General features: G+C 65.5%; 15 protein-coding genes. 9 read left to right on the top strand and 6 right to left on the bottom strand.

The features are described 5' to 3' along the window. The 3 genes from VK533_RS00075 to VK533_RS00065 all read right to left on the bottom strand — a co-directional run. On the bottom strand, positions 1-607 hold a 607-nt coding region (locus VK533_RS00075; RefSeq protein ID WP_324373778.1), incomplete at its 3' end, for an ATP-binding protein. A 26-nt stretch (positions 608-633) separates the two neighbouring features. Then, positions 634-1,092 carry a DUF4174 domain-containing protein gene (locus VK533_RS00070; protein ID WP_324373776.1) on the bottom strand — a complete coding sequence of 153 codons (459 nt, stop codon included), beginning with the start codon at positions 1,090-1,092 and terminating at the stop codon, positions 634-636. Between the two features lie 229 nt (positions 1,093-1,321). Next, the gene (locus tag VK533_RS00065; RefSeq protein WP_324373774.1) at positions 1,322-1,972 is read right to left on the bottom strand and encodes a GcrA family cell cycle regulator; all 651 of its coding nucleotides are present in this window, start codon (positions 1,970-1,972) and stop codon (positions 1,322-1,324) included. 118 nt (positions 1,973-2,090) lie between these two features. Here VK533_RS00065 and VK533_RS00060 point away from each other — a divergent pair, with 118 nt between their 5' ends. Beyond that, positions 2,091-2,858 (top strand): ABC transporter permease, encoded by a 768-nt coding sequence (locus VK533_RS00060; RefSeq protein ID WP_324373783.1) that lies wholly within the window; start codon positions 2,091-2,093, stop codon positions 2,856-2,858. Positions 2,859-2,903: 45 nt separating this feature from the next. Here the strand turns inward: VK533_RS00060 and VK533_RS00055 are convergent, their stop codons facing one another. Then, complete coding sequence (locus VK533_RS00055) at positions 2,904-3,062, bottom strand: YdcH family protein (RefSeq protein WP_324373772.1); 159 nt, start codon at positions 3,060-3,062, stop codon at positions 2,904-2,906. Between the two features lie 294 nt (positions 3,063-3,356). On the opposite strand from VK533_RS00055, the gene VK533_RS00050 reads away from it, so the two are divergent. Together VK533_RS00050 and VK533_RS00045 are read left to right on the top strand one after the other, a co-directional pair. Then, complete coding sequence (locus tag VK533_RS00050; RefSeq protein WP_324373770.1) at positions 3,357-3,554, top strand: YdcH family protein; 198 nt, start codon at positions 3,357-3,359, stop codon at positions 3,552-3,554. A gap of 32 nt (positions 3,555-3,586) precedes the next feature. Continuing rightward, positions 3,587-3,979 carry a hypothetical protein gene (locus VK533_RS00045; protein ID WP_324373768.1) on the top strand — a complete coding sequence of 131 codons (393 nt, stop codon included), beginning with the start codon at positions 3,587-3,589 and terminating at the stop codon, positions 3,977-3,979. A gap of 103 nt (positions 3,980-4,082) precedes the next feature. Here VK533_RS00045 and VK533_RS00040 read toward each other — a convergent pair whose 3' ends face one another. After that, positions 4,083-4,565, bottom strand: a complete 483-nt coding sequence (locus VK533_RS00040; protein WP_324373766.1) for an Hsp20 family protein — start codon at positions 4,563-4,565, stop codon at positions 4,083-4,085. A 214-nt stretch (positions 4,566-4,779) separates the two neighbouring features. Between VK533_RS00040 and VK533_RS00035 the strand changes: the two genes are divergently transcribed. The 5 genes from VK533_RS00035 (at position 4,780) to VK533_RS00015 (ending at position 9,593) form a co-directional block, all read left to right on the top strand. Further along, complete coding sequence (locus VK533_RS00035) at positions 4,780-5,238, top strand: DUF1465 family protein (RefSeq protein WP_324373765.1); 459 nt, start codon at positions 4,780-4,782, stop codon at positions 5,236-5,238. A 74-nt stretch (positions 5,239-5,312) separates the two neighbouring features. After that, positions 5,313-5,930, top strand: coding sequence for a hypothetical protein (locus VK533_RS00030; RefSeq protein ID WP_324373763.1), 618 nt, complete (start codon positions 5,313-5,315; stop codon positions 5,928-5,930). Between the two features lie 95 nt (positions 5,931-6,025). Beyond that, positions 6,026-7,297 carry a 3-methyl-2-oxobutanoate dehydrogenase (2-methylpropanoyl-transferring) subunit alpha gene (locus tag VK533_RS00025; protein WP_324373781.1) on the top strand — a complete coding sequence of 424 codons (1,272 nt, stop codon included), beginning with the start codon at positions 6,026-6,028 and terminating at the stop codon, positions 7,295-7,297. Between the two features lie 44 nt (positions 7,298-7,341). Beyond that, a complete protein-coding gene (locus tag VK533_RS00020) occupies positions 7,342-8,346 on the top strand; it encodes an alpha-ketoacid dehydrogenase subunit beta (protein WP_324373780.1) in 1,005 nt (334 codons plus the stop codon). Beyond that, complete coding sequence (locus VK533_RS00015) at positions 8,346-9,593, top strand: dihydrolipoamide acetyltransferase family protein (RefSeq protein ID WP_324373761.1); 1,248 nt, start codon at positions 8,346-8,348, stop codon at positions 9,591-9,593. Before VK533_RS00020 ends, VK533_RS00015 begins: the two co-directional genes overlap by 1 nt. Positions 9,594-9,628: 35 nt before the next feature. Here the strand turns inward: VK533_RS00015 and coaA are convergent, their stop codons facing one another. After that, positions 9,629-10,876, bottom strand: a complete 1,248-nt coding sequence (gene coaA, locus VK533_RS00010; RefSeq protein WP_324373759.1) for a type I pantothenate kinase — start codon at positions 10,874-10,876, stop codon at positions 9,629-9,631. Between the two features lie 113 nt (positions 10,877-10,989). On the opposite strand from coaA, the gene VK533_RS00005 reads away from it, so the two are divergent. Then, on the top strand, positions 10,990-12,046 hold a 1,057-nt coding region (locus VK533_RS00005), incomplete at its 3' end, for a TonB-dependent receptor (protein WP_324373757.1).

Raw genomic sequence — 12,046 nt, 5'->3', positions numbered from 1 at the left:
GACGGTACAGCCGCGTCGGCTTGAAGCGCATCGCCTCGCCGAAAATCTCGGTGTCCGGCGTGAAGGCGACACTGGTGCCGCGCCGGTTGGGGGTCGGCCCGATCGTCTCCAGCTTCGACGTCGGCAGGCCGCGCGCGAAGGTCTGGCGATAGAGCGTGCGATCGCGCGCGACCTCGATCACGGTGTCGGTCGAGAGCGCGTTGACGACGCTGATGCCGACGCCGTGCAGGCCGCCGGACGTGGCATAGGATTTGTCGCTGAACTTGCCGCCCGAATGGAGCATCGTCAGGATCACTTCCAGCGCCGACTTGCCCGGATATTTGGGATGCTCGTCGACCGGCATGCCGCGGCCATTGTCGGTGATGGTGAGCCGGTTGCCCGCCGCCAGCGTCACGTCGATCCGCGTCGCATGGCCCGCGACGGCTTCGTCCATTGCATTGTCGAGCACTTCGGCGGCGAGGTGATGCAGCGCGCGTTCGTCGATGCCGCCGATATACATGCCCGGGCGGCGGCGGACGGGCTCAAGCCCCTCCAGCACCTCGATCGCGGAAGCGTCGTAATTGTTGGAAGCGGATTGTCCGGTGGAAGCGAAGAGATCGTCGGCCATATGCAAGCCGACCCTAGCGGTGCGCCTTAGCTCTTGTCCACGACCGCCTTGCCCGCATGGGCGCGGATTACCTCGGTTTTGCGCAACGGCCTGACGTCGATCGCGTGCAGGATCGCCGCGCCATCCATCGGACCGGGGGCCTCGCGCAGCGTGCGGCCGTCCTTGTCGATCAGGATCGCGTGATAGTTGAGCACGGGCACGACGAACTTGCGGCGGAGCTTGTCCGCCTTGTCGCTCGCGCCGATCACGGTCATCGGATCGACCTGGACGAACAGCAGATCGCGTTTGGACGCCTCCAGCGCGAACTGGGCCATGATAGCGCGCTGCGCCGCCAGGCGGGCGTCCGCGAGCGACGGCGTGAACACGATCAGCACGCGATAATGGTCCTGCATGCCGGTGATCGAGCGGAGATCGTCACTGGTGGCATGGGCCGACCCGCCGAGGACCAGGCCAAGGGCGATCGCGGCGGTTCTGAGGATTTTCATGCGCTCCCAACGCGCCACGGCTCATCGCGATCCGGGCGCATTTCGTCGCCGACGCCGAATGGCTGAGCCGTCCCTAGTCCGTCATGCCGGACTTGTTCCGGCATCCACCGGCAGGCAAGCGCCAAGCCGCGGAGTGGACCCCGGAACAAGTCCGGGGTGACGTAATAAAAAAGCCGGGAGGTCGCTCCCGGCTTCTTTGACTAGCGTCTGCGTTGCCCGTCGGCGTCCGTTACCGGACGCGGGGGCCGCCATAAGGCAGCGGCGGCGGCGGACGGCGGTCGCGGCGGGGCAGTTGCGCCTGATAGGCGACCGAACAATGTTCGAGGCAGTAGGGAAAGCCCGGGTTCACCGCGTTGCCGCAGAAGTGGAAATCGGGCTCGCCCGGATGGCCGAGCGGCCATTTGCAGATGCGATCGTTCAAATCGAGCAGGCTGGTCTTGTCGGCCATGTCGGCCGACGGTTTGGCGGGCACCAGCCGGCGCGGCGGCGCGGGCGGGATCGGCGACTGCTGCTCGTGCGGGTTCTGGCGCTGGAAACCGCCGGGGCCGATCGAGCGGACGATCGGGGCGGGGGCGGCCGGCTTGGCGTCCGGGTCCACCGCGGCTGCCGCCTTGGGCTCGGCCGGTTCAGCCGCCGGGGCAGGGGCCGCCTTGGGCGCGGCCGGTGCGGGCGCTGCCGCTGCGGGCTTCGGCGCCGGCTCGGCGGCGTCGGCCTCGCCCGGCTTCACCGGCGAGGGGCGCGATTGTAGGCCGAGGCGATGCGCTTTGCCGATCACGGCATTGCGGCTGACACCGCCCAGCGTTTCGGCGATCTGGCTGGCGGTATGGCCGTTCTGCCACATCTGCCGGAGCTGCTCGATCCGATCGTCAGTCCACGACATTCATTTGCTTCCCATGGCTTCGAGGCTTGCCGCTGCGGCACCCGGTGGCTACCGGACGCTCGTGAACGACGCCTCGATCGAAACTAAACGTCCTGCCCCCGGCGAACCGGTGATCGCAATGATCAACTGGGGAGGACTGCGCGCCCTCTATATCAAGGAGGTAAGGCGTTTCTTCAAGGTGCAACTGCAAACTGTGTGGGGACCGGCCTTTTCGGCCTTCCTGTTGCTCCTGGTTTTTTCGATCGCGTTCGGGCGCAGCGGCAAGCTGGTGATGGGCGTGCCCTTCGCCGTTTTCGCCGCCCCCGGGCTGATCGCGATGTCGATGATGCAGAACGCGTTCGCCAATGCCAGCTTCTCGCTGCTGGTCGGCAAGATGCAGGGCACGATCGTCGATTATCTGATGCCGCCTTTGTCGTCGGGCGAATTGCTGTCGGCCTTGGTCGGTGCGGCGGTGACGCGCGCGGTTTTGATCTGCTTCGCGCTGATGATCATCGTCAACGTCTGGCCGGGCCATATCCTGCCGGTGGTGCCGTGGGCCGCGCTCTATTTCGGGTTGATGGGCGCGTGCATGCTCGCCTTCCTGGGCGTGCTGACCTCGATCTGGGCGGAAAAGTTCGATCACAATGCGACGGTGACCAATTTCGTGGTCCAGCCTCTGTCGCTGCTGTCGGGCACCTTCTATTCGATCGAGGGCCTGCACGGCGCGTTCCGCGCATTCAGCCATCTGAACCCGTTCTTCTATGTGATTTCGGGTTTCCGCTATGGTTTCCTCGGGATAGCCGACAGCAATATCGCGGTCGGGGCGATCGTGCTGCTCGGGGTCAACGCCGCGCTCGGCATCCTCTGCTACGGACTGATCCGCAGCGGCTGGAAGCTGAAAAACTGATGTGAGTGGGTTCCCCGGCCGCATAACGACCGGGGACACGGGGGCTCAGCCGAGGCGGGCGAGCGTTTCCTTGATCTTGAGCTTCTGTTTCTTGAGCATCGCGACGAGAATCGTGTCCGGGGCCGCCCGGTGCTGCTCGTTCTGGATCTGCGCGTCCAGGCGGGCATGCTTGGCCATCAGTACATTCGAATGGGAATTCGTCATTCGACTCGCTCCTTCTTCTCTGGTCGGACCTCCAAATAGATCACTAACCGACGTCCGAGTCTCGCGCTGATTCGCACCGTCCGCGGCGAATTCGCACCGCTTCGGCGAGAGTGATTGCGATCATTACGGATCGATAGGCCAGACGGCGTCACCGGCGGCTCTCGAATCATGATGAGCGCGCGATTCATGCTGTCGATCAAGGCCGGCGACAGGGCTACGAAGTCTATGCCTCAACCCCTTGAGCGGAATCGTGCAAACGCCTAACGGGATCGGGTTCGCGGGGTGGGTTTGGTGATGGACGAGATCGAGACCATTCGGCTGATCGGGGTATTGCGGCAGGAGCATCGCGACCTCGACGACGCGATCGACGCGCTGATCTTCGCGCCCGCCAACGACCAGCTCCAGATCGCCCGACTCAAGAAGCGCAAACTCAAGCTCAAGGACGAGATCGCGGCGCTTGAGGATCAGCTGATCCCGGATATCATCGCTTAAGCGATTGGCAGGCAGTAACAAGGACGCTGCCGATGCAACGAAAAATACTCCCGACCGCCTTGGTGATGATGGCTTTGATCCAAAGCGTCGGGATCGGCGGATGCTCGAAGAAGGTACCCGAGGACGACACGTTCGCGCCGGTCTACGCCTACACGAAATGCACGGCTGACGCGCGCGTCGGGCTGGATGCAGCCAGGGTCTCGCCCCAACAGGCAGGGCGAATTGTGGATCGATGCGATGCGGAACTGCGAACGGCGGCGCAGGCATTGGCATCTCGTGACTTGTTCGACGGCAGCGTTCACGCAAATGGCGCCAAGTCGGATCCGCGTCGAAATCTTGCCTACGAGCGACAGCTCCTGCGCGACATGGCTTTGTGCAGCACATCGTCAGAAGCTGAAGAAAAGCTTTGCCACACCATCGACTAGGCAAACAAAAACCCCCTCCCGCCAGGGTCGCGGAAGGGGGTCCTGAAGCCCGCGCTGCCCTTGGGGGGAAAGGGCGCGCCGGGCATACCGTCAGGCTGGAGGCTTAGGCCGCCTGACGATCGTTGGCCGTGTCGATCGCCTGCGGCTGCCCATTGCTGGAAGACGCGCCGTCGATCTGGATGCTGCGGGGCTTCTTGTGCTCCGGCACCTCACGGACGAGCTGGATGTCGAGCAGGCCGTCATTATAGGCCGCGCCGGTCACCTTGATGGTGTCGGCGAGCTGGAAACGGCGCTCGAACGCGCGCTTGGCGATCCCGCGGTGCAGGAACTCGCGGGCATCGCCCTCGGCGGCTTCCAAAGCGCGGCCGGTGACGATCAGCACATTGTCCTGCGCGGTGATCTCGAGTTCCTCGCGGGTGAAGCCGGCGGTCGCCATCGAGATGCGGTAGCTATCCTCGCCGACCTTCTCGATATTGTAGGGCGGGTAGGCGTCGCCCTCGCCGCGGGTCGCGAAGTCGACCAGGCGGTTCAGATTCTCGAAGCCGATCGAGGAGCGCAGCAACGGCGCGAAATCGAATGAACGCATAACATCAATCCTTTCAAAGCGATCGAACATGTCTTGGCGGCCCGCGGCATCCCGCCGGACCGTTCGCCTCCGCCCCTGAAAGGCGACGGAAGCTGAAAAAGAGATAGGAAGCCAAAACAGACGTTCAAGCATTGGAAAGGGTGTTGCCGCTAACCCTCTTTGCACATTCCGGAGGGCCCGTTCCTGTGGCATGAAGGAAGGCGAAAGGATCGCTATGGCCGTAGTACGTGGCCCTGCTTTGTCCGACCGTGTCGCGCAGCAACTCTATACAGAGGCGCTGCTGCTCGCCGACGAAACGCATGCGTATTACGACATGGCGGGACGGACCGAGCGCGAAGGGCTCGATCCCAAGGAACGCGTCCAGTTCGCGTGCGAGGCGCTGAAGGCGACGACGCGGCTTATGCATGTCATCGCCTGGCTGGCGACGCGCCGTGCGATCGCGACCGGCGAGCTGCCCGAAGGCGATCCGCGCTCGCCCGAACGGCGGCTGGGCGACAGCGCGCCGACCGCGACCGAGGTGCTGGGCGCGATGCCGACTTCTGCCCGGCGGCTGATCATGGCGGGCATCGACCTGCACGAGCGGGTCGGCCGGGTCGCTGCGGGGATCGAGGCGCCGATCGCGTCGGCGAGCCCCGCGCGCGCCTTGCTCCAGCGGCTGGAGCGCGCTTTCTGATCAAAACCGGCCTGCGCGTCGGCCTGCTGCTCGCGCTGGCGCTGCCGGCGACGCTGGCTGTCGCGGCGCCCAAATTGCCGCCCGGGACGCCGATCTGCGCGCGGCCCGGAACCAAGCCGATTTTCCTGTCGCCGATGGGCGAGCCGTTCCGGGGCGAGGCGGGCCAGCCTTATCCGTCCGAGGCCTGGTTCGCAGGCGCGGACAAGAATCATGATGGATTCCTTACGCGCGACGAGATGGTCGCGGACGCGCTCCGCTTCTTCGACACGCTGGACACCAACAAGGACGGCAAGCTCACGCCGGACGAGGTCGGCCGCTATGAGAGTCTGGTCGCGCCCGAAACCTCCATCTACGCGGCGCGGCCCGACGATTTCTTCGATCGTTCGCGCCGCGAGCAGGACGTGGGGGCGATGGCCGATTCGCGCGATTATGGCGGGCCGATGGGGGCGGGGCGCTATGCCTGGCTCAACGTGCCGGAGCCGGTCGTGGCCGCCGATCTGGACGTCGACCGGGTGGTGACGCGCGACGAATTTGCTACCGCCGCTGCCAGCATTTTCGAGCGGCTCGACATACTCAACCGCGATAAATTGCAGCTTATCGGCCTGCCGCACACGCCGCAGCAGATCGCGATTGACGGCCCGTGCCGGCTGCCCAAGAAGCATAAGGGCCGTGACCCGCAATGGTTCGGCTGACGCGCGACTAATGTTGCGCAATCGTGAAACAAAATTATAAGCCGATCCGACGAGCAACGAGCGCATGAAAAGCGCGTTGGGAGGGTATGGAAGAGATGGCCGAAGGCGCGCGCCGCAATTTGCCGCCGCTGTCGCTGCACGTGCCGGAGCCCAAGTTCCGGCCGGGCGACGCGGTCGATTATGCCGATTTCGATCGGGGCGAAGCCGGGGCGGTAACGCGCCCCGCGATCGATGCCGAACCGGCGACGATGCGCGACCATGCCTATAGTCTGGTGCGCGTGCTCGACGACGAGGGCAAGGCAGTCGGTCCGTGGGATCCGCGGCTGGAGCCCGCGCGGCTGGTCGGCATGCTGCGCCACATGGCGCTGACGCGCGCCTATGATGACCGCCTCTATCGCGCGCAGCGGCAGGGCAAGACCAGCTTCTACATGAAATGCACGGGCGAGGAGGCGACCTCGATCGCGGCTGCCTACGCGCTCGACCGCGACGATATGTGCTTCCCGTCCTATCGCCAGCAGGGCCTGCTGATCGCGCGGAACTGGAGCCTGGTCGACATGATGTGCCAGGTTTATTCGAACCTGGGCGACCGGCTGAAGGGCCGGCAGATGCCGATCATGTATTCGGTCAAGGATGCGAGTTTCTTCTCGATCTCGGGCAACCTCGCGACCCAATATCCGCAGGCTGTCGGCTTCGCGATGGCGAGCGCGGCCAAGGGCGATACCCGCATCGCCGCCGCCTGGTGCGGCGAAGGCTCGACCGCCGAGGGCGACTTCCATTCCGCCTGCACCTTCGCCAGCGTCTATCGCGCGCCGGTGATCCTGAATGTGATCAACAATCAGTGGGCGATCAGTTCGTTTTCGGGTTTTGCGGGCGCGGAGAACACGACCTTCGCGGCGCGCGCGATCGGCTATGGCATGGCCGGCCTCAGGGTCGACGGCAACGACGCGCTGGCTGTCTATGCCGCGACCGAATGGGCGGCGGAGCGCGCGCGCGCCAATGCCGGGCCGACCCTGATCGAATTCTTCACCTACCGTGCCGAGGGCCATTCGACCTCGGACGATCCCACCAAATACCGCTCGGCCGAAGAGAATGTGAAATGGCCGCTCGGCGACCCGATCGCGCGGCTGAAGCAGCATCTCATCCACATCAAGGCGTGGGACGAGGAGCGCCACGCGGTGATGGATCGGGAAGTCGCCGAGCAGGTGCGTGCGGCGCAGAAGGAAGCGGAGGCGCAGGGCATCCTTGCCGACGGTCTGCTCCAGCACCCCTTCACGACGATGTTCGAGGATGTGTTCGAGGAGCAGCCCTGGCACCTCAAGGAACAGTCGCAGCAGATGACCGACGAGCGCAAGAAGGCGGGCATATGAGCAAGGCCGCCCCGGAAACCGCCGTCGAGACCGCGACGAAGCCGATGAACATGATCCAGGCGATCAACAGCGCCCTGGACGTGATGATGGGCCGCGACGCGGATATCGTCGTAATGGGCGAGGACGTCGGCTATTTCGGCGGTGTCTTCAAGGCGACCGAGCACCTCCAGGCGAAGTACGGCAAGACGCGCGTGTTCGACACGCCGATCACCGAACTGGGCATTATCGGCGTCGCGGTCGGCATGTGCGCCTACGGCCTGCGCCCGGTGCCGGAGATCCAGTTCGCGGATTATATCTATCCCGCGCTCGACCAGCTCGTGTCCGAAGCGGCGCGGCTGCGCTACCGCTCGGCGGGCGAATATACCGCGCCGATGACGGTGCGTTCGCCCTTCGGCGGCGGCATTTTCGGCGGCCAGACGCACAGCCAGTCGCCAGAAGCCTTGTTCACGCATGTCGCGGGCCTGAAGACGGTGATTCCGTCTAATCCCTATGACGCGAAGGGCCTGCTGATCGCGTCGATCGAGGACAATGATCCGGTCGTCTTCTTCGAGCCGAAGCGCATCTATAACGGCCCGTTCGACGGCCACTACGACCGCCCGGTGACGCCGTGGGCCAAGCATCCGTCGGCGATCGTGCCCGAAGGCTATTATCGCGTCCCGCTCGGCAAGGCGGCGATCGTGCGCGAGGGCGAGGCGGTGACGATCCTGTGCTACGGCACGATGGTCCATGTCGCGGTCGGCGTGGTCGCCGAAATGGGGATCGACGCCGAGATCATCGATCTGCGGACCCTGCTGCCGCTCGATATCGAGACGATCGAGGCTTCGGTGCGCAAGACCGGCCGCGTGGTCGCGGTGCACGAGGCGACCAAGACCAGCGGTTTCGGCGCCGAGCTCGCCGCCTTGATCCAGGAGCGTTGCTTCTACGCGCTCGAGGCGCCGGTCGAGCGCGTGACCGGCTGGGACACGCCCTATCCGCATAGCCTGGAATGGGCTTACTTCCCCGGGCCGGTGCGGCTTACGCAAGCGCTTGAGAAGGTTTTGGAGGCCTGATGTCCCGCTATTCGTTCAAGCTGCCCGACATCGGCGAAGGCATTGCCGAGGCCGAGATCGTGGCGTGGCACGTCAAGATTGGCGACACGGTCGCCGAGGACGATCCGCTGTGCGACATGATGACCGACAAGGCGACGGTCGAGATGACCGCGCCGGTGGCGGGCAAGGTGATCGAGGTCGCGGGCGAGGTCGGCGACCTGATCGCGATCGGATCGGTGCTGGCGGTGTTCGAGGCCGAGGGGGCGGTGGCTGCCGAGCCTTTGGTCGAGGTTGCGCCGAACGAAGCGGCTGAGGTGGTGAAGCCCGATCCGATTCCGGAGCCCGCGCCGGTCGCCAAGGCTGCCGCACCGGCGCTCGCGCAGAAGGTCGAAGCACCCGCACCCGCTCCGGCCGAGCATCGCCGCGTCCTCGCCTCGCCGGCGGTGCGCGAGCGGGCGAAAAATCTCGGCATCGATCTCGCGCAGGTGAAAGCCGAAGGCGATCGCATCCGTCATTCCGATCTCGACGCCTTCCTGACCTACAATCAGGGCTATCGCGCCGCGGGCGGATCGCGCCCGGACGAGCAGATCAAGGTGGTGGGCCTGCGCCGCCGCATCGCGGAGAATATGCAGGCGTCGAAGCGCCACATCCCGCACTTCACCTATGTCGAGGAATTCGACGTCACCAAGCTGGAGGCGTTGCGCGCGGACCTGAACGAGACGCGCGGCGGCAAGGACCGGCTGACGATCCTGCCCTTCCTGATCGTTGCGATGTGCCGGGCCTTGCCCAAATTCCCGATGATCAACGCGCGCTATGATGACGAGGCGAACATCATCACGCGCTCGGGCGCGATCCATCTCGGCATTGCGGCGCAGACCGACGCCGGGCTGATGGTGCCGGTGATCCACGACGCGCAGGCGAAGAATATCTGGCAGCTTTCGGCCGAGGTGAAGCGCCTCGCCGAGGCCGCGCGGACGGGCAAGGCCAAGAGCGAGGAATTGTCAGGCTCGACGCTGACCTTGAGCTCGCTCGGTCCGCTCGGCGGGATCGCCGCGACGCCCGTGATCAACCGCCCCGAAGTCGCGATCCTCTGTCCCAACAAGGTGGTCGAGCGGCCGGTGGTGAAGGACGGCCAGATCGTGATCGCCAAGATCATGAACATGTCGATCTCGTGCGATCATCGTGTGGTCGACGGGCACGATGCGGCGAGCTTCGTGCAGGCGGTCAAGAAACTGGTCGAGACGCCCGCGCTTCTGTTCGTCGACTGACCTGAAGCCCCTCCCGCAAGCGGGAGGGGAGAAGATTACAGCTTCCTGAGCCACAAGCTCTCGATGCGGTGATCCGCGTCCTTGCGGACGATCACGTCGGCGCGCTGGCGGCTGGGCAGGATATTCTCGACCAGGTTGAGCTCGTTGACGTCGCGCCAGATGCGGCGCGCGATGCCGCGTGCTTCCTCTTCGGGCAGTACCGCCAGTTTGTGGAAGAAGGCGGTCGGATCCTGGAAGGCGGTCGCGCGCAGCAGCATGAAGCGCTCCTCGAACCAGCGGGCGATATCGCCGGGCGCGGCATCCATATAGATCGACAGATCGAAGAAGTCGGACGCGGTGAATGGCGCGCGCGTGCCGTCATAGCCGACGCCGATCTGGAGCACGTTCAGGCCTTCGAAGATCAATATGTCGGGGTTCTCGACCACCTGCACCTCGGGCCGCACGTCATAGACATGGTGCGAATAAAGCGGGGCGGTGCCGCGTCCGGTCAGGCGGATATCCGCCAGAAACTGGATCATGCGGCGCACGTCATAGCTTTCGGGGAAGCCCTTGCGCTCCATCAGCCCGCGCGTCTTGAGCGTGGCATTGGGATAGAGGAAGCCGTCGGTGGTGACGAGGTCGACGCGCGGATGGTCGGGCCAGCGCGACAGCAAAGCGCGCAGCAAACGCGCGCTGGTGCTCTTGCCGACCGCGACCGAGCCCGCGATCGCCACCACATAAGGCCGCCGCGCCGCCGGGCGGCCGAGGAAGTCGTCGGTGACGCGGGCGAGGCCGTGGGCGGCGTTGACGTGCAGGTTGATGAGCCGGGTCAGCGGCAGATAGACATCCTGCACCTCGTCGAGCGAGATCGGATCGTTGGCGCCACGCAGGCGTACCAGATCGGCCTCGTCGAGCGTGAGCGGCACCGCCGAACGCAACCGCGCCCAGTCGGCGCGGGTGAAATGGGTATGGCTCGCTTCGCTGGCGGGCAGCGCGTCGACCAGACGGCGCGACGCGCTGGCGGCGGTTGCGGCCAGCATCGCGCGATCGTCGCCGACGCGCGTGTCGACGAAATCGAGCGGGACGAGCCGTGCCCCGTCGACCAGATTGCCCGGCTCTTGCGCCGCGGCCAGGATGTCGGCGTGGTAGGCGCCGTCGATATAGCCCCTGACGAGCCAGCGGTGCACGGTTGAGGGCGGTTTCCCGATCGTTGCCGAAAAGCGGGACAGGCCGCCGAATTTCGCGGCAACGACCGATGCAGGCGCGCTGCGGTCGATCGGTTGCTTGGGATTGCTCTTCGCCACGCGCCCGCATTTCCATTCTGCGTCGTTTCGCGCAACCATAACCTAATAAATTTTTGCGAAATGCGAAATCACGGGTTGTGCTGTGGCAGGGTTGCTGCCATTTTTTCAGCGAAATGCGAAATCCTCACCGCTCTACGAGCAACTTCTCGCGTCGCGCGCTCTATGCGCTCGGCCTCGTCGCGCTGCCGGCCTCCGCTTTTGCGCAGGTGACACCCGACACGCTGCCTGACATCGTCGTCACCGCGCAGCGGCGGCCGGAGGCGGCGCAGAAGGTGCCGGTCGCGATCTCGGTGCTCAAGGGCGCGGACCTCGCGGCGCGCGGCGTTACCAATATCAACCAGCTCCAATATCAGACGCCCGGACTCGAGGCGGTGCCGGCGTTCGGCAGCGGCCAACCCAATTTCCGGCTGCGCGGCGTCGGCTTCGACGATTATGCGTCGAACAACGCCTCGCCGGTCGGCGTCTATGTCGACGAGGTCGCCAAGCCGTTCCCGATCCAGACGCAGGGCCTGCTGTTCGATCTCGACCGGGTCGAGGTGCTGCGCGGCCCGCAGGGCACGCTCTATGGCCGCAACACCACCGGCGGCGCGATCAACTTCCTGACCGCGCCCCCGACGGGCAAGCTCTCCGCCGGGATCGATGCCGATTATGGCAGCTTCGGCGAATTCCGCGCCGAGGGGCATATTTCGGGGCCGATCGGCGACGGGCTGAGCGTGCGCGTCGCCGCCGCGACCGAACAGGGCGGCGGCTTCCAGCATAATCGCGACGACGGGCGCTCGTTGGGCGATGCCGATCGCTGGGGTGCGCGCGGCGAGCTTGCCTACACCAAGGGCGCGGTCGATCTGCTGGTCGAGGGCCATTACGGGCGCGACAAGTCGGACGGAACGGGCCTCTATCTGTTCGATCCGCTCGGCACGATCCCTGCGGACACGAGCCGCCGCGACACCGGCTGGGGCGCATCCGCTTCCTTCGCCGCGCTGCACGGCTTCCAGACCGACACCAAGCCGTTCCGCGACAACACAACCGCGGGCGGCCATGCGACGTTGGCGATCGATCTCGGCGGGGTGAAGCTGACCAGCGTCACCGCCTACGAGCATTTCGACCGGCGCGAATATAATGACTGGGATGCCTCGGCGCTGGCCGATGCCGGCACCTATTTCGGCAGCCGTG

Origin of the sequence: Sphingomonas sp. (assembly GCF_035317925.1) — a bacterium.
Taxonomy (GTDB): Bacteria; Pseudomonadota; Alphaproteobacteria; order Sphingomonadales; family Sphingomonadaceae; genus Sphingomonas_I.
Note: the sequence above shows the minus strand (reverse complement) of the source record. Positions and strands in the feature narration are given on the sequence as shown.